Source organism: Methylobacterium sp. UNCCL125, from assembly GCF_900116795.1.
Lineage (GTDB): Bacteria > Pseudomonadota > Alphaproteobacteria > Rhizobiales > Beijerinckiaceae > Methylobacterium > Methylobacterium fujisawaense.
In genome coordinates, this window is record NZ_FPBW01000008.1 from 1 (window position 1) to 25,919 (window position 25,919).

The 25,919-nt window shown below is 72.4% G+C and carries 20 protein-coding genes and 1 tRNA gene; 6 read left to right on the forward strand and 15 right to left on the reverse strand.

The features are described 5' to 3' along the window. Nucleotides 1-341: 341 nt before the first annotated feature. The 6 genes from BM396_RS09395 to BM396_RS09420 all read right to left on the reverse strand — a co-directional run bounded on the left by BM396_RS09395 (nt 342) and on the right by BM396_RS09420 (nt 6,486). A complete protein-coding gene (locus BM396_RS09395) occupies nt 342-1,394 on the reverse strand; it encodes a DNA polymerase III subunit delta' (RefSeq protein ID WP_043389453.1) in 1,053 nt (350 codons plus the stop codon). A 359-nt stretch (nt 1,395-1,753) separates the two neighbouring features. Next, nucleotides 1,754-2,476 (reverse strand): dTMP kinase, encoded by a 723-nt coding sequence (tmk, locus tag BM396_RS09400; protein WP_078947163.1) that lies wholly within the window; start codon nt 2,474-2,476, stop codon nt 1,754-1,756. 10 nt (nt 2,477-2,486) lie between these two features. Then, nucleotides 2,487-3,731 (reverse strand): D-alanyl-D-alanine carboxypeptidase family protein, encoded by a 1,245-nt coding sequence (locus BM396_RS09405; RefSeq protein ID WP_043354561.1) that lies wholly within the window; start codon nt 3,729-3,731, stop codon nt 2,487-2,489. A gap of 172 nt (nt 3,732-3,903) precedes the next feature. Next, entirely contained in the window at nt 3,904-5,235 is a 1,332-nt protein-coding gene (locus BM396_RS09410) for a septal ring lytic transglycosylase RlpA family protein (protein WP_043389471.1), read from the reverse strand. Between the two features lie 281 nt (nt 5,236-5,516). Continuing rightward, a complete protein-coding gene (locus BM396_RS09415; protein ID WP_043354543.1) occupies nt 5,517-5,855 on the reverse strand; it encodes a ribbon-helix-helix domain-containing protein in 339 nt (112 codons plus the stop codon). Beyond that, nucleotides 5,839-6,486, reverse strand: a complete 648-nt coding sequence (locus BM396_RS09420; protein ID WP_043354541.1) for a ParA family protein — start codon at nt 6,484-6,486, stop codon at nt 5,839-5,841. Before BM396_RS09420 ends, BM396_RS09415 begins: the two co-directional genes overlap by 17 nt. 318 nt (nt 6,487-6,804) lie before the next feature. On the opposite strand from BM396_RS09420, the gene BM396_RS09425 reads away from it, so the two are divergent. Together BM396_RS09425 and BM396_RS09430 are read left to right on the forward strand one after the other, a co-directional pair. Next, nucleotides 6,805-7,419 carry a PAS domain-containing protein gene (locus BM396_RS09425; protein WP_051044948.1) on the forward strand — a complete coding sequence of 205 codons (615 nt, stop codon included), beginning with the start codon at nt 6,805-6,807 and terminating at the stop codon, nt 7,417-7,419. Between the two features lie 79 nt (nt 7,420-7,498). Then, on the forward strand, nt 7,499-9,136 hold the full coding sequence (locus BM396_RS09430; RefSeq protein ID WP_043389452.1) for an acyl-CoA synthetase: 1,638 nt from the start codon (nt 7,499-7,501) through the stop codon (nt 9,134-9,136). 56 nt (nt 9,137-9,192) lie between these two features. On the opposite strand, the gene BM396_RS09435 is transcribed toward BM396_RS09430, so the two are convergent. After that, a complete protein-coding gene (locus BM396_RS09435) occupies nt 9,193-9,378 on the reverse strand; it encodes a hypothetical protein (RefSeq protein ID WP_043354537.1) in 186 nt (61 codons plus the stop codon). Between the two features lie 291 nt (nt 9,379-9,669). Here BM396_RS09435 and BM396_RS09440 point away from each other — a divergent pair, with 291 nt between their 5' ends. Both BM396_RS09440 and BM396_RS09445 read left to right on the forward strand, forming a co-directional pair. Further along, entirely contained in the window at nt 9,670-10,971 is a 1,302-nt protein-coding gene (locus BM396_RS09440) for an alpha/beta hydrolase (RefSeq protein ID WP_043389449.1), read from the forward strand. A 239-nt stretch (nt 10,972-11,210) separates the two neighbouring features. Beyond that, entirely contained in the window at nt 11,211-13,487 is a 2,277-nt protein-coding gene (locus tag BM396_RS09445) for a TonB-dependent siderophore receptor (protein WP_043389447.1), read from the forward strand. A gap of 117 nt (nt 13,488-13,604) precedes the next feature. On the opposite strand, the gene BM396_RS09450 is transcribed toward BM396_RS09445, so the two are convergent. The 8 genes from BM396_RS09450 to BM396_RS09485 form a co-directional block, all read right to left on the reverse strand. Beyond that, on the reverse strand, nt 13,605-15,146 hold the full coding sequence (locus tag BM396_RS09450; RefSeq protein ID WP_051976368.1) for a PhnE/PtxC family ABC transporter permease: 1,542 nt from the start codon (nt 15,144-15,146) through the stop codon (nt 13,605-13,607). Continuing rightward, nucleotides 15,146-15,826, reverse strand: a complete 681-nt coding sequence (locus BM396_RS09455) for an ATP-binding cassette domain-containing protein (RefSeq protein WP_043389445.1) — start codon at nt 15,824-15,826, stop codon at nt 15,146-15,148. The genes BM396_RS09450 and BM396_RS09455 overlap by 1 nt, the downstream gene beginning before the upstream one ends. A gap of 5 nt (nt 15,827-15,831) precedes the next feature. Continuing rightward, on the reverse strand, nt 15,832-16,758 hold the full coding sequence (locus tag BM396_RS09460; protein WP_051976367.1) for a putative selenate ABC transporter substrate-binding protein: 927 nt from the start codon (nt 16,756-16,758) through the stop codon (nt 15,832-15,834). Nucleotides 16,759-16,935: 177 nt separating this feature from the next. Then, a complete protein-coding gene (locus BM396_RS09465; RefSeq protein WP_043389442.1) occupies nt 16,936-18,261 on the reverse strand; it encodes an adenylate/guanylate cyclase domain-containing protein in 1,326 nt (441 codons plus the stop codon). Next, nucleotides 18,261-19,685, reverse strand: coding sequence for a GTPase HflX (hflX, locus tag BM396_RS09470; protein ID WP_043389440.1), 1,425 nt, complete (start codon nt 19,683-19,685; stop codon nt 18,261-18,263). Before hflX ends, BM396_RS09465 begins: the two co-directional genes overlap by 1 nt. Nucleotides 19,686-19,964: 279 nt before the next feature. Then, nucleotides 19,965-20,216 (reverse strand): RNA chaperone Hfq, encoded by a 252-nt coding sequence (gene hfq / locus BM396_RS09475; protein ID WP_007563033.1) that lies wholly within the window; start codon nt 20,214-20,216, stop codon nt 19,965-19,967. A 200-nt stretch (nt 20,217-20,416) separates the two neighbouring features. After that, the gene (locus BM396_RS09480) at nt 20,417-21,781 is read right to left on the reverse strand and encodes a nitrogen assimilation response regulator NtrX (protein WP_012318476.1); all 1,365 of its coding nucleotides are present in this window, start codon (nt 21,779-21,781) and stop codon (nt 20,417-20,419) included. Continuing rightward, a complete protein-coding gene (locus tag BM396_RS09485; RefSeq protein WP_043389436.1) occupies nt 21,778-24,252 on the reverse strand; it encodes a sensor histidine kinase NtrY-like in 2,475 nt (824 codons plus the stop codon). The genes BM396_RS09480 and BM396_RS09485 overlap by 4 nt, the downstream gene beginning before the upstream one ends. 308 nt (nt 24,253-24,560) lie before the next feature. Here BM396_RS09485 and BM396_RS09490 point away from each other — a divergent pair, with 308 nt between their 5' ends. Next, nucleotides 24,561-25,622 carry an oxidoreductase gene (locus BM396_RS09490; RefSeq protein WP_043389433.1) on the forward strand — a complete coding sequence of 354 codons (1,062 nt, stop codon included), beginning with the start codon at nt 24,561-24,563 and terminating at the stop codon, nt 25,620-25,622. A gap of 125 nt (nt 25,623-25,747) precedes the next feature. Next, a tRNA-Sec gene (locus BM396_RS09495) sits at nt 25,748-25,840 on the forward strand. Nucleotides 25,841-25,919 lie beyond the last annotated feature (79 nt).

Consider the following 25,919-nt stretch of genomic DNA (forward strand, 5'->3'; position numbering starts at 1 on the left):
GCCCCCGAAGGACGCCCCGGGATCGCTCCCGGGACGCCGCGGACAGGTGCGGTCAGGAAGCACAAAATAGGAACATTGTCAAGGCGCGGGCGGCGCGTCCGGGCGGTGATGCCCTGCGAACATCGATCCGCGCGGTCATTCCGGGGCGCCGCAGACGAACCCGGACCCGGAGGGGCACGCCGGAGCCGGGCGACCCGGGAACACCGTCCGTGCGAGGCCGTGCCGCCTCGGCGTGTCTGGATCCCAGGCCCCGTCGGGCGGCCCCGGGACGACGGGATGCGGCGGCCTCACGCAGCGGCCTCTCACGGCGCCCATCGCCCGCGGCACCGCCGCGTCCGGCCCTACGCCACCTCGGCGAGCTCCCCGAACAGGGACAGCATCACCGGGCGCCGGTCGAGGTTGTAGATCGCCGCCTCCCGGGCGGCGCGGCCGAACCGGTCGGCGACCTCCACCAGGGCGGCGAGGCGGGCGGGGGGCTCGTCCCGGCGCCGGTCGATCTCGGCCGAGACGAAGCGCAGCACCGCGTCCTGGGCGGCCTCGAACCGCGCCTCCGCGTCGCGGCCCGCCAGGGTCTCGGCCAGCTTGAGCACCCGGCCCCAATCGGGCGTGCGCGCCCGCGCCAGCAGGGTCTCGATCTCGGCCACGAGGCCGGCGGTGACCGGATCGAGCATCGCCAGCGCCCGGGCGACCGAGCCCTCGCACTGGGCCAGCGCCCGGGCCAGGGCGGCCTCGTCGGGTTGCGGGAAGGGCTCGGGCAGGCCGCGCACCACCTGGGCGACCGCCGCGGGGGACAGCGGGCGCAGCATCAGGACCCGGCAACGGGAGCGGATGGTCGGGAGCAGCCGGCCGGGCTGGTGGGACAGGATCAGGAACAGCGCCCGGGGCGGGGGCTCCTCCAGGACCTTGAGCAGGGCGTTGGCGGCGTTGGCGTTGAGATCCTCGGCGCTGTCGAGGATGCAGACCCGCCAGCCGGAATCCGTGGCCGTCGAGGCGAAGAGGTCGAGGGCCCGGCGCACCATGTCGACCGAGATCTTGGTCGGCAGCGTCTTGGTGCCGGCGGTCCGGTGGCGGCGCAGGACCACCAGATTCGGGTGCGACAGGCCCGCCACCTTGCCGATGACGGCATCGTCCGCCGGCACGTCGAGGCCCGCCGGCCCGCCGCCCGCGGGATGGGCGAGCAGGCGGCGCGCGACCCGGTAGGCCAGCGTCGCCTTGCCGATGCCGGGGGCGCCGCCGATCAGCCAGGCATGGTGCAGGCGGCCCGCCGCGATCGCGGCCGCGAAGGCGTCGGCCGCCGCCCCGTGGCCGACGAGCCCGAGGGTCTCGCGCGGTCGCGGGATGCCCGACAGGTCTCCGGGCTCGACGTCGTCGGCGGCGCGGTCCACGGGTTTCATGCGAGCCTTCGCTCCTCTGGCGGTTCCGGCACCGCTGCGCTTCCGGAAGCCCACGGGCGGTGCCCAGCGCCCCCGAGAGCGCCCCTGGGCCGGTCGCACCGGCCTCGCCCGGGCCTCACCGACCCACCCCGCGCCGGTCGCGCGCGGCCCGGCGTGCCGAGCCTGCGTGCCGAGAATGGGCCTCTCCGGCATTCTCGCGCGCGGAACAGGGCGAGCGGAGGTTCCACCGCCGACGCGCCCTGCGCCCCGTGATCGTGCGCCGGCTCGACCTTGACGGGGCAGCGCCAGGGAGCGGCGGTTTCCATCCGGACGATAGCCCGGACGGGGCACGCCGCAAACCGGCCGCGGAGCGCCGCCGCTCACACCGCATCGCCGCTTCTGCCCGTCCCCTTCGGCCGGTCGGGCAGAAGCTCGGGCAGCCGGGACGCGACGACGGCCCGGATCGCCGCCTCGACCGCGTCGGGATCGCGGGACGCGTCGATCACCGCGCAGCGCTCCGGCTCGGCCCGGGCGATCGCCAGGAAGGCCTCCCGCAGCCGGATGTGGAAGTCGAGGGCCTCGGCCTCGAACCGGTCGGCCCCCTGCCCCGTCCCGGCGCCGCGCCCGGCCGCGCGGGCGAGGCCCGCCTCGGGGGCGAGGTCGAGGATCAGGGTGAGGTCGGGCCGGGTCGGGCCGACGACGACCCGCTCCAGGGCGTCCACGATCCCGGGATCGAGGCCGCCTGCGGCGCCCTGATAGGCCCGGGTCGAGTCGATGAAGCGGTCGCACAGCACGATCTCGCCCCGGCGCAGGGCCGGACGGATCAAGCGGTCGAGGTGGTCGATCCGGGCGGCGCTGAACAGCAGGGCTTCCGCGAAGGGGCCGTAGGGCTTGGCGACGCCGTCGAGCAGGGCCGTGCGGATCTCCTCCGCCCGCGGCGAGCCGCCGGGCTCGCGCGTCACGCAGACGGCCCGGCCCGATTGCGCGCGCAGGGTCGCGGCGAGGCGGGCGATCTGGGTCGACTTGCCGGCCCCCTCCCCCCCCTCGAAGGTGAGGAAGGCGCCGCCCGCCTCCGCGGGATCCCGGAGCCGCAGCACGGTCACGCGCGCGCCGTCACGAGGGGTTGGCCGCCCCGGCAGCACCCTTGTCCGTCCCCTTGTCGCCACCCTTGTCGCCGCCCTTGCCGGCCCGGTCGAGGGCCTTGCGGACGAGGCCGGTGCCGAATTCCAGCGCCGCATCCATCGCCCGCTGCGACAGCGTGCCGGGCTCCACCGAGGCGCCGGCGTAGAGGGGCTGGTCGAGGGCGACCGTATCGCCGCGCTGGATGCGCAGGACGCCGACCCGCCGGCCCTCCTCCACGGGGGCGACGAGGGGCCCGGTATAGATCACCTTGGCGCTGACCCGGTCGCTGGAGCCGCGCGGCAGCAGGACCCGCACGGGCTTCTTCGCCACCAGCGGCACCGAGCCCGACTGGCCGCCATACACGGAGGCCTCGGCCACGGTCTCGCCCGGCGTGAAGACCTGCCGGGGCTCGAAGGCGCGGAAGCCCCATTCCATCAGCTTGCGCGACTCGGAGGCGCGGTCCCGGGCGCTCTTCAGCCCCGAGACCACCAGAACGAGCCGCTGGCCGTTCTGCACCGCCGAGCCCGTGAGCGCGTAGCCCGATTCCTCCAGGTAGCCGGTCTTGAGCCCGTCCGCGCCGATGTCGAGGGCGAGCAGCGGGTTGCGGTTCTGCTGGCGGATCTTGTTCCAGGTGAACTCCTTCTCGGAGAAGATCTTGTAGTAATCCGGGTAGGTGTCGATGATGTGCAGCGCGAGCTTGGCCATGTCCCGGGCCGTGACCTTCTGGTCGGGCGCCGCGTAGCCGGTGGCGTTGCGGAAGGTCGAGTTCGTCAACCCGATCTCCTTGGCGCGCTGGTTCATCAGCCCCGCGAAGGCCTCCTCGGACCCGGCCATGTTCTCCGCGATGGTGATCGCCGCGTCGTTGCCCGACTGCACGATCAGGCCGCGCAGCAGGTCCGCCATCTTGATGCGGCTGTTGACCTGCGCGAACATCGACGAGCCGCCCCCGCCGGCGCCGCCGCGCTTCCACGCGTCCTCGGTGACGGTGAACTCCGTGTCCATGGAGAGGCGGCCGGATTTCAGCGCCTCGAACACGATGTCGGTGGTCATCAGCTTGGCCATGCTGGCCGGCGAGAACCGCTCGTCGGCGGCCTTCTCGAACAGGACCGAGCCGGAATCGGCGTCGATCAGGATCGCGTGCGGCGCCGCGGTCTGGAAGCTCTGTGCGGCGGCGGCGGCGAGGCCGGCGCCCAGGGCGCAGGCGGCCGCGAGGAGGGTGAGAAGGGGTCTGCGCATCACCGTTCCGTCCCACGCCTGCCGCCGGCCCGGAAGCATCCCGGCCGTATCCCAATAACAAGCGTGACCATATTACGGTTTCGGCGCCGGATCGAACGCGAAATGCCGCATCGGCGGCCGAGACCCGGCCGGGATCCGGCCGAGGCCCCGATGGCCGACGCCGCGGGCGGCGTCAGTAGATCCCGGCCAGGCGGGCGTGATGGGCGCCGGCAGGGGCGGCGATCCTGCTCGGTGACGCCTTGCCGGGCGCCGCGGACTTGGCAGGCGCTGCGGACTTGGCAGGCGCCGCGGACTTGCCGGGCGCCGCCTTGGACGGCGCGGCCGCCGCGGGCTTGGCCGGCACGGCGGCGAGGCGTGCCATGGCGAGCTTGGCCGAGGCCGGCAGCGGCGCGGAGGGCGGCGCGGAGGGGCCCTTGGCGAGCTTCGTCGGGCCGGGCGCCGGAGCCCCCCGGCCGTGGACCTCGGCGAGCGCCGGACGGGCGGCCGCGCCGGGTTTCGAGGCGATTTTCCCGGCGGCGGCATGCCCGTGCGCCTGGGGCGCTCCCTGGGCGAGGGCCGGGTTGAGACCCGCGACCTTCAGGCTGCCAGCCTCGATACCGCCACCCTTGGCGGCGGCGGTCTGGACGGGGGCGGGCCGGAACTCCCGCACCCGCGGGGCTGTGGGCTGCACGGCCGCCGGGACCGTCACGGCGGCGGAGGCCAGCATGATCGGCGCGCGCACCGGCGCCGTCCTCTCGGGCCGCGCGGCCGGGGTCTCGGCGGGCTCCGACGCGGAATCCTGGGCGGGACGGAAGGCCAGCGGCGCCGGGGCGGAGCGCGTGTAGCGCTCCGTGTCCTCGGTCGGGCCGAGATCGGCCATCATCACGGTCGAGCGGCCGGCCGGCCGGCCGTCGGTGCGCAGGCTGGCGAGCAGCTTGCGGTCGTCGCTGCCGGCCACCGAGGCCTTGCCGACATATTCGACGCGCACATGCGCGGTGCCCTTGCGGTGGAAGCCCAGGGCGTCGGCCGCCTCCTCCGACACGTCCATGACGCGCCCGGCATGGTAGGGGCCGCGGTCGTTGACGCGCACCACCATCGAGTAGCCGTTGTCGAGGTTCGTCACCCGGGCGTAGCTCGGCAGCGGCAGGGTGGGGTGGGCGGCGGCGATCGAGTGGCGGTCGAACACCTCGCCGTTGGCGGTCATGCGGCCGTGGAAGGCCGAGCCGTACCAGGAGGCGAGCCCCTCGCGCACGTAGCCGTTCGGATTCTCCTTCGGCACGTAGGTCTGGCCGGCGACCACGTAGGGCTTGCCGGTGTAGCGGCGGCCGCCGCCCTTCGGGATCACGTCGCCCTCGTTGTAGAGGCGCGGGCTCGCCTTGACTCCGTATTTCGGGTCGATACCGTTCCCGGCGGCGAGCTTCTGCTGGGGCGAGGTGGCGCAGTTGGCGGTGGCCAGGGCCACGCCCGAGACGGCCATGAGCCGCAGGGCGAGGCGCGCCGGCCGGGGAAGCGTCGTGCGCACCATCGTGGGGATCACCAAACTCTACGCGTGGCCGGGGCCCGAACCGGACCGGATCCGGACGCGCCAAGAGGCCCGCGGCCGGGTCCACCCAGAATTGTAGGGATCGCGTAAAGGAAGCCTGAACGTTGCCGGAGGTCGGGGTTCAGGCGCTGCGCCCGACGGTGCCGGGCGGTTCGTGCGTGATCTCAGGATCGACGCATAAAAGGCTGTTCGAGAAGGGAAAAGGCTCTCCCAGAGGGCATCTCCCTCCCCGCCGCGGGGGAGGGAGGCGGAGCCGCCTGCCCTCAGCGGGACTGCGCGTCGGTCAGCTGCGCGATCGACTGGGCGCCGCGCTGCTTGAACAGCAGGTCGAGGCCCTCCAGAATCAGGGCGTGCATCTTGGTCCTCTCGGCGTAGGCGAGGTCGCGCAGCTGGTCGTAGACCGGCGGCTCCAGATAGACCGACATCTGGCGGGCCCGCTGCTTGAGCGTGGCCGCGGGCTTCGGCACCGGAGGCGCGAGGGTCAACGACACGATCTCGGCGCCCTGCGGCCGGACCGCCGGCGCGGATCGGGCGAGGGGCTTCACCTGCGGGCTCGCCGAGGCCACGATCGCCGCGAGGCTGAGCTTAGGCGGCTTGGACATGCTGACCCGTCCTCAGGGGCTGCGTGCGGCGCTCGATCCAGGACCAGAGGCGGCGGACCTCCCCGGCGGCCTGGCCCTTCGGGTTGAATTCGGTGACGCCCTGCCCGAGGCCGATCGCGTCCTGGTGGTCGGTGCGGGCGACGATGTTCACGTCGGGCAGGATGCCGAGCACCGCCAGCCCGTCCGCGGCGTCGCGGACCCGGTAGGAGCGCGGCGGGGTCTGGTTCAGCACGAAGGCGAACTTCTTCTCCAGCCGGTAGACGGCGGCCAGCGTCGGCTTGAACGCCCGCAGGTCCGCGGGGGTCGGCCGGCACGGGATGATGCACAGGTCCGCCGCGCGGATCGCCGACAGCGTGCCGGTGGAATCGACCCCCGGCGTGTCGATGAACACGTAATCGTAGGCGGATTCGCGCAGGCGCTCCATCACGGCGTCGATCTGGGTGGCGTCGATCTGCGCCACCTCGGGGCCGTCGGCGGTGCGGTGGTCGAGCCAGTCGGAGATCGTGGCCTGCCGGTCCATCTCCAGGATGCAGACCGTGTGGCCGGCTTCCCGGGCGGCCACCGCCAGGGAGATGCACAGCGTGCTCTTGCCGCTGCCGCCCTTCTGCGTGACGAAGGTGATCGCTTTCATCCTGGGCGTCCTCCAGAAGGCCCCGTGCATCCGTTCGGGCGCCCGCGACCGCCGGTCGCTGCGCCGTCTGGATCAACCTCAGGTATGGAATTTGCGGCGTGCCGCGATCCTGTGACCCAAGGATGTCCCGAGGCAGGTTGCGGCCGACATGGTTAACGACCCGTTAAGACGGCACGTCGTTCCGAAGATCCAGGCCCAATGCGGCCACAGGCTATCCATCTAAACTTCAGGTTAAGATTCTTAGCATATAGAGAGTTAACAGCCTTTCCAGCGGCGCTCGGATACCGTAGCGTGAGCGCGGGTGAGACGAGGAGTCCGATGGGGGTGAAAACCTCAAGTTTAAAAGCGGGTGTCGCCCCGGCGCGGACTGGCGCGGCCGAAGCCCCGATCCCGCAAGCCGTTCTGGAAGCCTCCGGCGTCGTGGGCACCTGGGCCCACGATTACTGGGCGGGGCAGCTGGCGCTCTCGGCCACCTTCGCGGATCTGCTCGGCCTCGACCCCGAGGCCGCCGCCGGCGGGGTGTCCCTCGAGGTGTTCCTCGATCACACCCATCCCGAGGACCGCATCCGGATCGAGAGCTACCTGCACGCGATGGCCGAGACCGGCGGTCCGGTCGAGGCGGAGTTCCGCACCCGCGACACGCGCACCGGGATCCGCACGCTCCTGATGCGCGGCCGGATCGAGCGGGACCCCGCCGGCGGGGCGACCCGGGGGCGCGGCATCGCCATCGACCGCACCGAGGAGCAGGCCGCCAACCTCGTGCAGAGCGAGCGGGTGGTGAACCGGATGGCCGAGCACATCATCGCCCTGCGCGACCTCGCCCGCGCCCTGCACCGGCCGACCCTCACCGACCGGATCGAGCACCTGATGATCGAGATCGGCTTCGAACTCGCCCGCTTCCTGCCCGAGCCCGAGGACGAGCCCCGCCACTGAGGACGCCCGCGCCCGCCCGATTGATCGCGCCCGTCCCGGCAAGCTACGGTCCCGGCAACATTTTGCCGGGAGGACGGGGATGGCCCGCGACACGATTTACGACCGCGACCTCGACCGCGTCCCGGCCAACCACCAGCCGCTGACCCCCCTGCTCTACCTGGACCGGGCCGCGCGGGTGTTTCCCGAGCACGTGGCGGTGGTCCACGGCCCCCTGCGGCGCTCCTACCGGGACCTCTACGCCCGGGCGCGCCGCCTCGCCTCGGCGCTGGCGGCGCGCGGGATCGGCCGGGGCGACACCGTGGCGGCGCTGCTGGCCAACACTCCCGAGATGATCGAGTGCCACTACGGCGTGCCGATGACCGGGGCGGTGCTCAACACCCTCAACACCCGCCTCGACGCCGGCGCGATCCGCTTCTGCCTGGAACACGGCGAGGCCGCGGTGCTGATCACCGACCGCGAATTTTCCCGCACGGCCGCCGCGGCGCTGGAGGGGCTGGAGACCAAGCCGTTCGTGATCGACGTGGACGATCCCGAATACGACGGCCCCGGCGCCCGCCTCGGCGAGACCGACTACGAATCGTTTCTGGCCGGCGGCAACCCGGAGCACGACTGGCGTCTCCCGGACGACGAGTGGGACGCGATCGCCCTGAACTACACGTCGGGCACCACGGGCGACCCGAAGGGCGTGGTCTACCACCACCGGGGGGCGGCGCTGCTGGCGCTCGGCAACGTCATCACGGGCGGGCTCGGCCAGCACCCGGTCTATCTCTGGACCCTGCCGATGTTCCACTGCAACGGCTGGTGCTTCCCCTGGACCCTGTCGGTGGTGGCCGGCACCCATGTCTGCCTGCGCCAGGTCCGGGCGGAGGCCATCTACCGGCTGATGGACGAGCACGGGGTCACGCATCTCTGCGGGGCGCCGATCGTGATGCAGATGCTGATCAACGCCTCCGATGCCGAGCGCCGCGACCTGCACAGGCGCGTCGCGTTCTTCACCGCCGCCGCGCCGCCGCCGGAGGCGGTGCTCGCCGGCATGTCGGAGGCCGGGTTCGACGTGACCCACCTGTACGGCCTGACCGAGAGCTACGGGCCGGCGGTTGTGAATGCCTGGCACGGCGACTGGGACGCCCTCGCGGCCGACCAGCGGGCGGCCAAGAAGGCGCGCCAGGGCGTCCGCTATCCGGTGCTCGAGGCCCTCGACGTCCGCGACCCTGAGACGATGGAGCCGGTGCCCGCCGACGGGGCCACGATCGGCGAGGTGATGATGCGCGGCAACGTGGTGATGCGCGGCTACCTCAAGAATCCCGCCGCCACGCAGGCCGCCTTCAAGGGCGGCTGGTTCCGCACCGGCGACCTCGGAGTGAAGCACCCGGACGGCTACGTGCAGCTCAAGGACCGCTCGAAGGACATCATCATCTCGGGGGGCGAGAACATCTCGTCGATCGAGGTGGAGGACGCCCTGTTCAAGCACCCGGCGGTGGCCGCCGCGGCGGTGGTGGCCAAGCCCGATGCGAAATGGGGCGAGACCCCCTGCGCCTTCGTGGAGCTGAAGCCCGGCGCATCCCCCAGTGCCGACGAGCTGATCCAGTGGTGCCGGGGGCGGCTGGCCTCCTACAAGCTCCCCCGCCACGTGGTGTTCGGCGAATTGCCCAAGACCTCCACCGGCAAGGTGCAGAAGTTCATCCTGCGCGAGCGGGCCCGGCAGGAGGGGACCTGACCGGCATCCGTCGGAAGATCCCGGCGGACGGGGCTGACGCCGCCCGCTCGGACCGATCAGGCCTGCGGCGGAATCCGGCGGTCGACGCGGACCGGGACCGGCACCGCCCTGGGGGCGGACCCGGCGTCGCGGAGGTCCGCGAGGATCTGAGCGACGAAGGCCTGGAGCGACACCAAGCTGAACAGGCTGATGGCGGCGACCAGGGCGGCGGAAACCAGGGTCTTGGCGGTTGCGGGATCCACGGCTGGAGTCCTTGGCTTTGCCCCGCCGCGGGTGATCCGGGCGAGGGGCGCGCGTAGCGGCGCCGATGCGATCCCAAGGTGGGCGTGCCGCCCGCGCCGCGCCAGCACCGCCGCGGGCGCGCCTGGCATGCGCCGGGGGCCGGGCTCGGCCGCGATCCGGTTGCCGTGACGCTTCGCCCGACCCCGCCGCGGACATCGCGGGCGGGATGGTGCAGCTTTCCCGGCTGGCCGAACGTTGCGTTTCCCGCAATAAGCGCCCGCGCGGAGTGGCGCGCATCCGGGAGAGACGGCATGGCCGGCAACGGCATCGCGAACGGCGCCCGCGCGGCGCTGCTCGCCGTTCAGGGGCTGAGCCTGTCTGCCGGGCTGGCCGCCGGGTTGGCGGCGGGACTGGCGGCGGGGCCGGCCCGGGCCCAGGGCCCTGTCCCGGCCCAGCCGCCGGCGCAGGCCGCTGCCCCCCAGAGCGTGGCGCCCGCCTCCGCCCCGGTGGGACCGTCCGAGCCGGTGACGCGCGCCGGCTATTTCTACATCGGCGGCCGCTACCAGAAGCTCGGCGACAAGACCGTGATGGTCGGCCAGATGTTCGTGCAGTCGCGCAGCCCGGCCCGGATCACGCAAGCCTACCCGGTGGTGATGGTCCACGGCCTCGCCCAGACCGGCGTGAACTACCTCGCCACCGCGGATGGCCGCCCGGGCTGGGTGCAGCGCTTCGTCGAGAAGGGCTACCCGGTCTACGTGGTCGACCAGGTCGGGCGCGGGCGCTCGGGCACCAACCCGGAGGTCTACGGCCCCTACGACCGGCTCGGCACCCGGAGCCTGGAGCGCACCCACACGGCCCCGGAGGTCTACGACCTGTACCCGCAGGCCAAGCTCCACACCCGCTGGCCGGGCGGGGCGGGCGTGCCGGGCAACGCCGCCTTCGATCAGTTCTTCGCCAGCCAAGTCCCCTTCCTCGCCAACAGCCAGCAGACCGAGGAGCTGGTCGATCCCGCCCTGCTGGCCCTGCTGGAGAAGATCGGTCCGGCGATCCTGATCACCCACGGCCAGGCGGCCCTGTTCGGCTGGGCCGCCTCGGATGCGCGGCCGGACCTCGTCAAGGCGCATGTCGCCGTCGAGCCGAACGGCCCGCCCTTCTTCGACGTGCAGTTCCGCGGCGGCAAGGAGTTCTGGGAGAAGACCGGGGACGGGCGCGCCCGGGCCTACGGCCTGACCCGCATGCCGCTGACCTTCGATCCCCCGGTCAAGGCCCCCGAGGACCTGATCGTGGCGCAGCAGGCCAAAGGGTCTGACGCCAAGGGGGGCGACCCGAAGGGGGGCGACGGGCGGATCCGCTGCTGGCTGCAGGGCGAGCCCGTCCGGGCCCTGCCGAACCTCGCGAAGGTGCCGACCGTGGTGGTGACCGCGGAGGCCTCGTTCCACGCCACCTACGACGAGTGCACCATCGCCTTCCTGACCCAGGCCGGCGCCAAGCCCGACGTGGTCCGGCTGGCCGATCAGGGCCTCCACGGCAACGGCCACATGATGATGCTGGAGACGAACAGCGACGCCGTGGCGGACGTCCTGGCCGGCTGGATCGCGGGCCGCGTGAAGTAGCCCCGGGCCGCCGGGCCGCGGGCCCGGTCGCTGCACCACCGATACGTGTTGAAATGGCAACAGCCCTCGTCTTCCGCGCGAAGGCTGCTTGCGGCCGCGCCCGGCTGCCCGTAGTCCGGGGCTGGAAAGATCAAGTATTACAGTAGTTTATCACGATTCTAAACAGCGCGGCCGACACGTCGGGGGCGAATCCGGCGAACGCGGCCGGCTGCCCGCAGCGTCGCATCCGGCAAGAGATCATGAGAGCCGCCCACCCCCTCCCCGGCGCCACGGGCATCGTCCGGCGCGTCACCCTGCGCACCCTCCTCGCCGGCGCCTCCCTGGCCGTCCTGGCGCAGGCCGCGCCGGGCCCGGCCCGCGCGCAGGACGCCGCGCCGCGCCGCGGTGCCGCCGCGGCGCCGGCCGGCAGCAGCGTGCAGCTCGAGGAGCTCAGCGTGGAGAGCCAGGGCGGCGGCGGGCCGGCCTCCGCGGTCCGCGCCGGGGCGCCCGCGCGCGCCGTGGAGAGCCCGACCGGCCCGATCGACGGCTACGTGGCCCGGCGCTCGGCCACCGCCACCAAGACCAACACCCCGCTGATCGAGACCCCGCAATCGATCACCGTCGTGGGCCGTCAGCAGATCGACACGCAGAACGCCCAGACCCTGCAGCAGGCGACCCAGTACGTGGCCGGCACCTATGCGGGCACCTTCGGCGCGGATTCGCGCCTCGACTATTTCCAGCTGCGCGGCTTCGTGGCGAGCGATTACGGCCTCTACCGCGACGGCCTGCAGCTCCTGAACTACGGATTCGCGTATTACCGGGTCAACACCTACGGGCTGGAGCGCGTCGAGGTGCTGCGCGGCCCCGCCGCGGTGCTGTTCGGCGCCGGCAATCCCGGCGGCCTGATCAACCAGGTCACCAAGCGCCCGACCGAGACGCCGTTCGGCTCCATCGAGGTCGGCGGCGGCTCCTTCGACCAGCGCTACGCCGCCTTCGACGTCGGCGGCCCGGCGGATCGGGAGGGCCACTGGTTCACCCGCCTGACCGGCTACGCCCGCAACGGCGGCACCCAGGTCCAGGGGGCGCCGGACGACAGCTACTACATCGCCCCGGCCTTCACCTATAAGCCGGACGGCGCGACCCGGCTCACGATCCTGTCGAGCTTCCAGCGCGACAACTCCGCCGTGACCTCGAACTTCCTGCCCTATTACGGCACGGTGAAGCCGACCGCGCTGGGCCTGCGCATCCCGCGCGCGCTCAACGTCGGCGATGCCGGCTTCAACACCTTCCGGCGCGACCAGGCCTTCATCGGCTACGAGTTCGAGCACGCCTTCGACGAGACCTGGACGGTCCGCCAGAACGCCCGCTACGCCTTCGCGGAGAGCTACCAGAACTCCTATATCGGCCAGCTCGGCTACGCCGATCCGCAGCAGACGCAGCTCGCCCGCTACCTGTTCCGGGACCACGCCAAGGTCGCCCAGCTCGACGTCGACACCCAGGCCGAGGCGCAGTTCTCCGACGGCTTCTTCCGGCACGACTTCCTGATGGGCGTGGAGTACCGGAACTTCCAGATCCACGACAACCAGGCCTCGGGCTTCCCGGCCCCGAACCTGAACATCCTCGCGCCGGTCTACGGTCCGCAGACGGTCTCCGCCTCGCCGTACCTGATCAACGCCGACTCGTTCCAGCAGGTCGGGCTCTACTTCCAGGACCAGATCAAGCTCACGCCGGAGCTGAGCCTGATCCTCGGCGGCCGGCAGGACTTCGTCGACAACCGGGTCTACGACCGCCTGACCCCCGCCAACAGCAACGGCCGCAACGACAGCGCCTTCACCTACCGGGCGGCGGCGATCTACAACTTCGACTTCGGCCTCGCGCCGTACGTGATGTACTCGACCTCGTTCCAGCCGCTGATCGGCACGGACATCAACAGCCAGACCTTCAAGCCGGAGACGGGCGACCAGATCGAGGGCGGCGTCAAGTTCGAGCCGCCGGGCCAGGGCTACTTCCTGACCTTCGCGGGCTTCGACATCCACCGCAACAACGTGCTGACGCCGAATCCGGCGAACACGCTGTTCCAGAGCCAGCTCGGCGCGGTGCGCTCCACCGGCTTCGAGGCGCAGCTGGTGGCCAACCTGTTCGACGGCCTCAACGTCGTCGGCTCCTTCACGGTCTTCGGGATCAACACCGTGCGGGGCACCGTCGACCAGCTCGGGCGCGTGCCGGTCAACACCCCCGAAAACCTCGCCAACCTGTTCTTCGACTACACGATTCCGACCGGCGACTGGCGCGGCTTCGGCTTCGGCGGCGGCGTGCGCTACATCGGCCGCTCCTTCGCCGACGTCGGCAACACCCTGCGCCTGCCGGACTACGTGCTGTTCGACGCGCAGGTGCACTACGATTACGAGAACTGGCGCTTCCAGGTGAACGCCACGAACCTCGCCGACCGGCGCTTCGTCTCCTCCTGCCAGGCGCAGAATTCCTGCTTCTACGGCGATGCCCGGCGGGTGCTGGCGAAGATCAGCTACAAGTGGTGAGGCGGGGCGCCCGGGTTTCACGGTCCCGGTCCGGTGCAGGCTTCGGGCGACCCGGGTTCGGTTCGCGCCGCGGATCGCCGGCCGGCGCCCCGTCCGGGCCGGCGTCACCGATCCCGCTCAGGTCGGCTCCGCCCCGGTGATCGGCTGCGGCCCGGAGAGCCGGGTCGGCAGGGCGTCGATCCGCAGGGACCGGCGCAGGGCCCGGGAGAGGGCGTCGACCGCCACCGTCACCAGGGCGGTGGCGGCGATCAGCACCACGGCCACGTCGAGGCGCAGCTCCGAGATCGCCGCGTCGACGTAGAAGCCCAGCGTCGTGACCCCCAGGATGCCGAAGATCGCGCTCTCCCGCAGGATCAGCTCCCAGCGGTAGAGCAGGTAGGCCAGGAACTGGCCGTAGAGGCGCGGCACGGTCTCGTAGGCGTAGAGATCGAGGCCCCGGGGCGCGTCGGCCCGGTAGGGGATCGCGTCGGCGTGGCGGCCCATCAGGTAGGCGACGATCCCGGCATTGTGCAGCGAAAGCGCCAGGATCGCCGGCAGCATCGAGGGGCCCAGGAGCTGCAGGCCGAGATAGGCGAGCACGTATTCCGGCGTGGAGCGCACCACCACCAGAAGCACCCGCCCGAGGGGCCGCCCGACCGGGCCGGCGAAGCGCCGCGCGGTCAGCGGGAACAGGACCAGCGCCCCGAGGGCGGTGGCCACCAGCGCGATCTGCGCCAAGATCAGGGTCTGCGCGGTGCCGGGCAGGATCTGCCCGGCGAGGATCGGGCGCAGCCAGGACCAGAGCCGGACCCAGGTCTCGGGCTCGGCGAGGGCGGCGTCCCGGAGCGGCGCCGGCACGATGTCGTGGCCGAGGAAGCGCGCGAGGCTCGGGCCGATCGCCGCGCTGCCGACGGTGGGCGGCAGCGCCAGCACGGACCCGACGAGGAGGAGAGGCAGCGTCCGGGCCCGCACCCAGAGCCGCCGCGTGCCGATCAGCGCGTAGAAGATCAGGAGCAGCGCCCCGGCTTCCGCATAGCGGCCCTGGCGGAAGGCGGATTCGAAGGCAAAGCCCATGGTCGGCAGGCCGATGAAGCCGAGCACGAGGCTGGAGCGCAGGCCGCATTCCAGGCGATAGAGGGTGTAGTCGCGCATCCGCCCGGCCACCTCGGGCAGGCGGGCGTACAGGAAGGCCGAGACCGCGCCGGTGCCCGCGGGCAGGACCCGGACGGCCGCGAGGTCGGCCTCCTCGATCAGCTCGGCATAGACCTTGGCGCAGATCCCCGCATAGGGCAGCGCGATGGCGAGCACGCCGGTGGTCGCCGAGAGCCCGAAGACCTGCATCAGCAGCAGGGCCCAGAATAGCTCGTGGACGGCGCGGACGCCCGCGCAGGCGAGCCGGACCGTGCGCGAGCGGGCGAAGGGGATCGCCAGCAGCAGCCCCGTCCCGGCGCCGAGCCCGACCCCGAGCATCGCGAAGGCGACGGTGTAGACGACGCTCCAGCCCTCCACCGCGGGGAAATCGGGCCGGATCAGGCCGCCGAGGAGGCGGGCGAGGTCGGCCAAGGGGTGGAGCGTCGTGACCTGCAGGTCCGCCACCAGCAGGCCGGCGAGCGCCGCGGCCAGGAACCAGCGGCTCACCGCCGCGTAGCCGGGCCGCGGCAGGAAGGCGGGGCTGCGCATCAGGCGGCCGCGTAGAACGGGCTGAGCCGCGCCGGATCGAGGCCCGCCGACGGGGCGTCGAGGACGATCCGGCCGGCCTCCAGCACCACGATCCGGTCGGTCTGGGCGAGGGCCAGGGCCACGTCGTGCAGCGCCAGGATCAGGGTCTCGTGGCTGCGGGCCAGCTCGGTGAGGATCCGCGCGCCCTGCTGGCGGTCGAGCGCCGAGACCGGCTCGTCCCCGACCAGGATCGGCCGGCCGTTGTAGAGGGCGCGGGCCACGGAGACGCGCTGCTGCTGGCCGCCGGAGAGTTCGCCGGCCCGGGCCCAGAGCCGGTCCGCGAGCCCGACCCGGTCGAGGACCGCTTCCACCGCGGCGACGTCCGCCCGGGCCGGCCGGACCAGGGTGCGCAGGTTGTGCAGGGTCGAGCGCCGGTCGAGGCGGCCCATATAGACATTGTGGAACACCGAGAGCGGCCGCACGAGGGCGGCGGCCTGGGGCACCAGCGCCACCTGCTCGGGCGCCTGGGCGTGGATCAGGCCGATCAGGGTCGACTTGCCCGCCCCGGAGCGGCCCATCAGCGCGACGCGCTCCCCCGCCCGCACGGTCAGGTCGAGGCCCGAAAGCACCGGACGCCCGCCATAGGACGCGGAGGCGTTCCGGAGGACGATGGCCGCCCGGGCTTGCGCGCCGCCCGCCACGGACGTCAGTCCAGCAGGCCGGTGGAGCGTCCGACCGCGACGAGGGGCTCGTAGGCGGCGTTGGTCACGGGGATGAACTTCGAGCGCCCGAACGGCTCCAGGATCGCCGGGTCGGTGATGCCGACGAGTGCCCCCCGCAGCCTCTCGGTGAAGCCGGCGCCGTAGGTCTGCTCCACGTCGCCCCGCACGGTCCACTGGTAGTCGGGGAAGGCCGGGCTCTCCCAGATCACCGAGACCGCCTGTCGGTCGACCTTGCCGGCCTTCGCGTCGAGGTCCCAGACCGAGTAGTCGACGGCGCCCACCGCGAAGGCGCCGGACTGGACCAGCTGGATGGTGCGGCTGTGATCCCCCGAGAAGCCGACCCGGGCAAAGACCTGCTCGGGGCTCTGCCCCGGGAAGGCCTGCCGGATGAAATACTCGGGCATCAGCCGCCCGGAGGTCGAGGCGCGGGCGCCGAACGTGAAGGTCTTGCCCGCGATGTCCTTCGGGAAGGCCTTGTCGGGCTTCAGCCCCGTGGCGGCGTTGGCGATGAGGTAGGTCTTGAACGCCGCGTCCTCGGCGCCCTGCGCGATCGCCTGGGCGCCCGGCACGGCCTTGCGCGCCTGGACGCCCGTGAAGCCGCCGAACCACGCGAGCTGCACCTGCCCGTTGGTGAAGGCGGTGACCGCCGCCGGGTAGCTCTTCACCGGGATGTAGCGCACCGGCACGCCGAGCTTGGCCTCCAGATAGGCGGCGACCTTGCCGAAGCGCTCGACCAGGCGGCTCTCGTCCTGATCGGGGATGCCGGTGAACACGAGGGGCGGGAGCGCCTTCGGGGCTGCCGTCTCCTGCGCCCGCACCGGCCCGGCGCCGGCCAGGGCCGCCAGGGCTCCCAGGGCGAGCCGCCCCAACCATCCCGATTCCCGCTTCGATCCCCGCTTCGATCCCAGCATCGTTTCCTCGTGGCACCGTGCCCACGCACGGTGGGCTGACAATCCGGCGGACGTAGCAGAAGACGCCCGGCCCGCCAGCCTCAATCCGCGCGCTTCCGGCACCCTGCGGCGTCGGAAGCGGCCGGCCGAGACCGAATGCGATCGGCGTGCCGCAGTCCCGGTCCTGCCCGGGCCGCCTCAGGCGCCCGGCGCCACCGTGATCGCCGCCAGGGTGAGGGGCTCCGGCAGGGCGGCGTCCGGCACCGGCACGGCCCGGATCCCGGCCGGGAGCACGCCGCCGAGCAGATCCAGAAAATCCCCCGAGGCGGCGAGCTCGATCTCGGCCGCCTTGGCCCGGGTCTCGATCCGCGCCAGGGCGTTCATCGCCGGACCCAGCACTGTGTACTCGGCCCGCACCCCGTCGTCGAAGACCCCGACCAGGAGGTCGCCCGCGTGCAGGGCGACCACGACCCGCAGGGGGAACAGCCCCTCCCGGGCGCGGGACGCGTTGAGGGCGGCGATCCGGTCGCGGATCGACAGGGCGCAGGCAAGCGCCGCCCGGGCCTGGGCGTCGGGGTGGCCGACGACGAACTGCACCAACACCGCGTCGCCGATATACTTGTCGACGAGGCCGCCCTGCTCCGCCACCGCCGCCTGGGCGGCCGCCCGGACCGCCAGCAGGGCCGTGACCATGGCCTCCGGCGGATGCTCGCGGGAGAGCCGCGAGAAGCCGCGGATGTCGAGGATCATCAGGCAGGCGTGGCGCCGGTGGATGCCGAGGCCGGAATCCCCGTCCTCGGCGGCGAGATCGAGGGCGACCGTGTCGGGCACGAAGCGGGCGAGCTGGGCCCGCTCGTGCTCCATGCGCAGGGCCCGCGCCACCGCCGCGCGCAGGCGGATCATGCCGTCGACCACCAGGAGGCCCGCCGCCATGAAGGTGGCGAGCCCGGTAAGCTGCGCGGTCGGAAACGTCTCGGCGTTCGGGAACAGGTCCGGATGCAGCAGCCCGACCAGGAAGGCCGCGCTCCAGCAGAGGGTGACCACGCCGCAGAACAGCAGGGTCTGCGCCACCCGCATGCTCAGGCCGGTCTGGAGCAGGAGCAGGAAGGCGGGCAGGCGGCTCACCGCGTCGGCGCCGAGACCGGCCCCGCCGCCGGCCAGCATGTGCTCGATGATCACGTAGACGGCGAGACCGGCGTTGAGCCCGGTGCCGGCCCAGCTGTAGACGTTGGCCGCGGGGCCGCCGCCCCGCTCCCGGAGACCGAACCAGACCGTGCCGAGGCCGTAGAAGCCGAGGATGAGCCAGTGGCTCAGGGCATGCAGCGAACCGTCATAGGCCTGGGCCGCCATCAGCAGCACCAGCACGATCACGATCCGCAGGCCGAGCAGGCGCAGGCCGCCGCCGGCCTGCATGGCCCGCAGCACCGCCTCGTCGTCCGATCCCGGATCCGCCCGGCCCGCCGCCGGCGCCCGCATGGTCTGCAGGCCGGGAAGCGGTGGATTGCCGAAGCTGCCGGAGGCCATCAACCGCCCCGGCCGAGGCGCCGGGCCGCCGCGAAGCGGTTGAGGAAGCGCGGCTCCTTCTCGGGGGCGATCCGGACCGCGAGATGCAGGGTGCCGTCGGCCTCCGACCGGCGGTCGAGGATCTCGGCGTTCTCGTACAGCCAGTTGAGCGCCGCCCCGTCCTCCGGCGGCAGCGCCACCGCGAAGCTCGCGCGGTTGCGCCCGATCCGCGCCTCGATCCGGGCCGTCAGGGCGGCGAGCCCCTCCCCGGTGACCGCCGAGACCAGGACCGGCGCGGCGCTGTCGCGGTCGTTGCGGGCCTTGGCCTGGCCGCTGAGGTTCAGGAGCCGCGTGCGCTCGTCGTCGTCGAGGAGATCGGCCTTGTTCCAGACCTCGATGATCCGGTCCGCCGTGGTCTCGATGCCGAGCTCCCGCAGCACCTCGCCGACATCCTCGGCCTGGGCCTCGGAATCGACGTGGCTGACGTCGCGCACGTGCAGCAGCACGTCGGCCTCGATGGCGTCCTCCAGCGTCGCCCGGAAGGCGGCGATCAGGGGCGTCGGCAGGTCGGAGATGAAGCCCACCGTGTCGGACAGGATCACGGTCTCGCCGTGGGGCAGCTTGGTCGCCCGGGCGGTGGGATCGAGGGTGGCGAACAGCATGTCCTTGGCGGTGACCTCGGCTCGGGTCAAGGCGTTGAACAGGCTGGATTTTCCGGCGTTGGTATAGCCCACGAGCGCCACGATCGGATACGGAACCCGCGCCCGGCTCTGCCGATGCAGGCCGCGGGTGCGGACCACCGCGTCGAGATCGCGCTCGATCCGGGTCATGCGCTCCTGGATCATGCGCCGGTCGGCCTCGATCTGGGTCTCGCCGGGGCCGCCCAGGAAGCCGAAGCCGCCGCGCTGGCGCTCTAGGTGGGTCCAGGACCGGACGAGGCGTGACTTCTGGTAGGCGAGGTGGGCGTGCTCGACCTGAAGGGTTCCCTCGCGCGTCGAGGCGCGGCGCCCGAAGATCTCCAGGATCAGCCCGGTGCGGTCGATGACCTTGGCGCCCCAGGCCTTCTCCAGGTTGCGCTGCTGCACCGGCGACAGGGCGCAGTCCATCACCACGAGGCCGATCTCCCGGGCGCGGATCAGGCCGGCGATCTCCTCGACCCGGCCCTTGCCGAGATAGGTCGAGGGCCGGATCCGCGGCAGGCTGACGGCGAGGCTCTCGACCACGTCGAGTTCGATGGCCGCGGCGAGGCCGGTGGCCTCGTCGAGGCGGGCCTCCACGGAGCGGGACGGCGCGGCGGCCCCCTGCCCGCCCCCCTGCCCGGCCCCTGAGGCGCCGCGGGCCAGATAGGGGCCGATCACCAGGGTGTGGGTCGCCGCGGCGATCTCGCCCTCGGGGGCGGCCTGCGCCTGGAGGCGGGCTTCGCCGGACGTCAGCGTCTCGCTCATGCAGCCTTTGTGACCGCCGGGAGGCCGGCGGCTTCGTTGGAGAGGTCGGATCCGACAGAATGGGGATGCGGGCGACCTCAGCCAAGATGCCGGGTCAATATGCCGGGCCGGGGCGGTGGCGGATATCCGCGACGGCATCGGGAACCAGGCCGCGCGGCGGCATCGGTCCGGAGGCCGCCCTCGCCCCGGGCGACAGCCCCGGACCGGTCCCAGCTTCGGCAGCGGCCTCGGTCGGTCCGATCCGCCGGCCTCGCCCCGGGCGCCCGGGGCGACGAGCCCTCACGCCTTCTCGGCGGTCTCGTCCGGCTCGAACAGCTGCACCGGATGGCCCGGCATGATCGTGGAGATCGCGTGCTTGTAGACCAGCTGCGAATGCCCGTCCCGGCGCAGCAGCACGCAGAAATTGTCGAACCACGTCACGACGCCCTGCAGCTTGACGCCGTTGACGAGGAAGATGGTCAGGGGGATCTTGTTCTTGCGGACATGGTTGAGAAACGTGTCCTGAAGGTTCTGTGCGCGTTCGCCCGCCATCTTCTTAGCCTTCTTGTTGTCCCGGATCGCTCCGTCCGGGATGAGTCGTATGCCGCCGGCCGGATCGTCCGAACACCCGGTCCAGGGCCCATGTATACAAATACCATGACGCCGTGAAAGCGTGGGCGCAAGCAACCCCCGTTCCAGCCGATCCGTGACGGATCGGCCCCGCCCTCAACGCGCGCCCCGGCTCCGGAGCCTCACGGGCCGATGCCCAGGGACTTCAGCTTGCGGTGCAGGGCCGAGCGCTCCATGCCGATGAACTCGGCGGTGCGGGAGATGTTGCCCGAGAACCGCGCGATCTGCGCCACGAGGTATTCCCGCTCGAAGATCTCCCGGGCCTCCCGGAGCGCGAGGCTCATCAGCTTCTCGCCGCCCGCGCCCCCCGGGGTGGTCGGCACCAGGGCGCCGATCTCGGAGGGCAGCATCTCGGAGGTGACCTCCTGCTCCGGGTCGGCCTGGGTCAGGATCATCAGCCGCTCGACGTTGTTCTTGAGCTGGCGGACGTTGCCGGGCCAGTTGTGCGACTGCAGCACCGCCATGGCGTCCTCGGCGATCCGACGCTTGGGCAGGCCGGTCTGGGACGAGATGTTGTCCATGAAGAACTGGATCAGCTCGGGCACGTCCTCCCGGCGCTCCGACAGGGCTGGCACCCGGATCGGCACCACCGAGAGGCGGTGGAACAGGTCCTCGCGGAAGCGGCCCGCCGCGATCTCCTCCTGGAGGTCCCGGGAGGAGGACGAGATGATCCGCACGTCGACATGCACCCGGGTCGTGCCGCCGACCCGCTGGAAGTTCTGGTCGACGAGGACGCGCAGGATCCGGTTCTGGGTCTCGCGCGGCATGTCGGCGACCTCGTCGAGGTAGAGGGTGCCGCCATGGGCCTCCTCCAGGGCGCCGACCCGGCGGCCGCTCTCGCCCTCGACCCCGAACAGCTCCGCCTCCATGGTCTCGGGCAGGATCGCCGCCGCGTTGAGCAGCACGAAGGGGCCGTTCGCCCGGGCCGAAGCCTTGTGCAGGCTGCGCGCGGCGAGTTCCTTGCCGGAGCCCAAGGCCCCGGTGATCATCACCCGGGCGTTGGTCGGCGCCACCCGGTCGAGGGTCTGGCGCAGCTGGTTGATGGCCAGCGACGTGCCGACGATCCGGTTGGTGGCGCCGGAGCGCGCCGTCAGGTCGCGGACCTCGCGCCGGAGCCGGGAGGCTTCCAGCGCCCGCTCGGCCACGAGGATCAGCCGGTCGGCCTTGAACGGCTTCTCGATGAAGTCGTAGGCGCCCGCCTTGATGGCCGAGACCGCGGTCTCGATGTTGCCGTGGCCCGAGATCATCACCACCGGCAGGTCGGGGTTGGCGGCCTTGATCAGGTCGAGCACCTGCAGGCCGTCGAGCCGCGAGCCCTGCAGCCAGATGTCGAGGAAGACGAGGTGCGGCCGGCGCGCCTCGATGGCGGCCAGCGCCTCGTCCGAGCCGCCGGCCGTGCGGCAGCGGTGGCCCTCGTCGTCCAGGATCCCGGCCACGAGGTCGCGGATGTCGGCCTCGTCGTCGACGATCAGGATATCGGCGCTCATGCGTGCATCTCCGCGATCCGGGGGGCCGTCGGTGCGGCGCCCTTCTCCTCTGTCGTGACGGGACTCGTCTCGGGGGTCTTGGTGTCGGGACCCGCGCCGGACGGTTCGGGCCCGTGCTCGCGCGGGACCCGCATCCGCACCTGGCCGCCGCGGCCGGCGGGATTGTCGTTCAGCTCGATCCCGCCGCCGTGCTCCTCAAGCACCTTGCTGACGATGGCAAGCCCCAGCCCGGTGCCGCCCTCGCGGGTGGTCATGTAGGGCTCGAGGAGCCGCTGGCGCCCCTCGGCGGGAAATCCCTTGCCGTTGTCGGTGACGGCGATCACCGCGAAGCCGTCCTCGACGGCGAGGCTCAAGGCGATCTTGCCCTTGCCGAGCTCGGCCTCCGGCACCTCGGCCACGGCCTCGACGGCGTTCTTGAGGATGTTGGTGATCACCTGGCTGAGCAGCCTGATGTCGAAGGCCGCCACGATCTTTTCGGATCCCCCGGCGCCGCTCTGGGCCGAGAAGGCGAAGTCGATATCCGGATGCGCGACCCGCATCATGAACAGGTTCTGCTTGGCGATCTCGGTGAGGTCGTTCGGCGCGATCGCGGGCTTGGGCATCCGCGCGAAGGCCGAGAACTCGTCGACCATGCGCTTGATCTCGTCCACCTGGCGCACGATCGTGGCGGTGCACTGGTCGAACACCTCCTTGTCGGCGGTGATGACCTTCCCGTACTTGCGCCGGATCCGCTCGGCCGAGAGCTGGATCGGGGTCAGCGGGTTCTTGATCTCGTGGGCGATGCGGCGCGCCACGTCGCCCCAGGCGGAGCTGCGCTGCGCCTGGACGAGGTCGGTGATGTCGTCCAGCGTCACCACCGAGCCCCGGGACGCGCCCTGCGCCTGCTCGCTCGTGACCCGCACCGTGATGGTGCGCTCGCCCCGGGAGCGCGTGAGCTGGATCTGCTGCTGCTGCAGGCTGCGCGAGCGCGCCTCGCTCTCGGCGAGCACGGGGGCGAGTTCGGGCACCGCGCGGGCCAGCGGCTGGCCGACCAGGGCGTCGCTCGGCAGATCGAGCATCCGCTCGGCGGCCGGGTTGGCGATGGTGACGAAGCCCGCCGCGTCGAGGCCGATCACCCCGGGCGAGACCCCCGACAGCACGGCCTCGGTGAACCGGCGGCGGGTGTCGATCAGGTCGCTCGCCGCGATCAGGCCGGCATGCTGGCGGCGCAGCTCCTGGGTCATCTTGTTGAAGCTCTCGCCGAGATGGGCGAGGTCGCCGCTGGTCTTCTTGGTCGGCACCTGGGCGTAGAAGTTGCCCGATGCCACCTGGTCGGCGGCGTTGATCAGCCGCCGGATCGGCGCCACGAACCGGTTGGCGAAGTTCATCCCGAACCAGACGGCCGAGAGCAGCGCGATCAGCGCGATCAGCAGGAACACCGACGCGAAGGTGATCTGGATCGAGCGGCGCAGCGAATCGTAGGTGAGATACTCGGCCGCCGCCGCCCGGGACACGCCGGGGAACTCGATGGCGAGCTGGCTCACCTCCCGCTGCACCATCAGCACGGCGTCGTCGTAGGCCGGCATGCGCAGCAGCGCGGCGAAGACCCGGCCCTCGGTGGGCAGGAGGCAGATCGGGTCGGCCGAGTTGGCCGCGTCCTCGAAGGCCGCCGCCGAGGGCAGGCGGTTCGTCTTCAGGACGTCGATCTTGGCCCGGGCCACCACCTCGGTGGGACCGCGCATGATCTGCGCCACCGGCAGGCCGAGATTGGTCGCCCGGGTGGTCAGGAAGGTCTGGAACCAGTCCCGGTTCACGTCGAAATTCGGCCGGGCCCGGGTCAGGTCGTCGGCGAGGATGCGGATCTCCCGGGCGAGGCTCTGGCACTGGTTCTCCTGGTAGGCGTCGGCCACCTCCACGGATTTCAGCACCACGTCGCGGACCCGGTCGGTGAAGCCCAGCGACAGGCCCCGGTCGATCGTCACGGACGCCACCACGGCGAGCAGGATCGTCGGCAGGATCGCGATCAGGCTGAACAGGCCGACGATGCGGGTGTGCAGCCGCGCCACCGCGGCGTTGGCCTTGCGGGCGTGCAGGAAGACCCGCGCCTCCCAGGCGATGATGACCGCCAGCCCGAGCACCAGGGCGGCGTTGATGGCGAGCAGGGTCACGCCGTAGGCCGGCGTCGGCGTCACCCGGATCACCCCGGCCAGGATCAGGAAGGTCGCCAGCGCCGAGACCAGGGCGGTGACCACCATGGCCGCGCCGATCCAGCCCGGACCGCGCGGGCCGGGCTGCAGGGATTCCGCCAGGGGCGTCCCGGACGGCGGGGGCGCGTCCGACCCCGCGGCCATACCCGCGTCCCGCTGGTCCGCGGCCTGCTGGCCAGCGGCTGCAGCCGCCCCTTGAGCCACGTCTTGGCCAGCCCCGTCGCCGGCCCTCTCGGGTGCCGGCGTGGAGCCTTCCTCTGTCCGTGGGCGTCTCAGGAACGGCATGACTGGTGCAGGGCCACAACAGTGTGGCGGAATTAATACGAATCCGGGCTTCCGGGCGGCGGATCGGCGGCGCGATCCGTCGCATGCGACCGCCACGACCACAGCCACGACCACAGCCACGACCACAGTCCGGACCGCGGGCCCCGGTCCCGGTGGCCGCCCGCGTCCTCCGGAGCGCGGCGCGCGGCCGGTCCAGCCACGCACGGCCTGCGGGGTGTAGGGTGGCGCGCTGGGACCGGCGGTGCCGGGGGAGGCCAGAAGTGGGTGCGGCGGGTCTCGGCGTCGCCCCGGAGAGCCGGGGGCGCGGCATGCAGGCAGGGCAACGGATCAGGGTCGGTCTGATCGGCTACGGCTATTCCGGCCGGACCTTCCATGCCCCGCTCATCGGCGCCGTGGCGGAACTCGACCTCCGGCTGGTCGGCTCGAGCGCGCCCGCCCGGGTCCGGGCCGACCTGCCCGACGTGAGGGTGTCGGCGGATCCGGTCGCGGTGGCCACGGCGGAGGCCGTCGACCTCGTCGTGATCGCCACCCCGAACGACACCCACGCGCCCCTGGCGCGGGCTGCCCTGGCGGCGGGCAAGCACGTCGTGGTCGACAAGCCCTTCACCCTCGACCTCGCCGAGGCGCGCGGGCTGGCCGCCGCGGCGCGGCGCGGGGGCCGGCTGCTGCGCGTCTTCCACAACCGGCGCTGGGACAGCGACTATCTCAGCGTCCGCCAAGCCGTCGCGGAGGGGCGCATCGGCCGCGTCCGGCACTTCGAATCGCACTTCGACCGGTTCCGTCCGGAGGTCCGCGACCGCTGGCGGGAGGGGCCCGGCCCGGGCAGCGGGATCTGGTACGATCTCGGTCCGCATCTGGTGGACCAGGCGCTCCAGCTCTTCGGTCTGCCCGATCGGGTGAGCGCGCATCTGGCGCGGCTCCGCCCCGGCGCGCAGGCCGACGATTGGGCCCATGCGGTGCTGGACTATCCGGGCCTGCGCGTGGTGCTGCATGCCAGCATGCTGGCCGCCGGCGGATCGCCCCGCTTCCTGGTGCACGGCGAGGCCGGCAGCCTGATCAAACACCGTCCCGACATCCAGGAGCAGCAGCTGCTGGCCGGCGTGAAGCCGGGGGCCGCCGGCTGGGGCGCGGATCCGGACGGGCTGGAGATCCACGACGCGACCGGGCGGGTGGCGCGCGCACCGGCGCTGGCCGGCGACCAGCGCGCATTCTACCGCGCCGTGGCCGGGGCGATCGCCCGCACCCCGGTCGACCAGACCGAGGCGCTGGAGGCCGTGCGGGTGATGGCCTGCCTCGAGGCGGCGCTCATGTCGGCGCGAACCGGGACCTCGGTCGGCCTGACGCGCGCGCCGGACGAGCGGGATCCCTGACCCGCAGCCCCCGACCCGCGACCCCGACCCCGGCCCGCGACCTTTGCGCGCTGGCCCGCCGCCACGCCCGCCTGCCGGCATCCTGGACCTTGACCCGTCCGGCGGCGGCCCGTAACCCCGGTGGCGGAGGCGAACGGGGTCTGGTGGCCCTCCTGGTCTTCAAAACCAGCGGTACGCCAACAGCGTACGGTGGGTTCGATTCCCATCCGCTTCCGCCATTCTTCAGACTGCCTCAACCGACAAATCAGTGTTCGCCTGTATCCAGGCGACACGCGCCGAAAATTTGGCAATACTGAT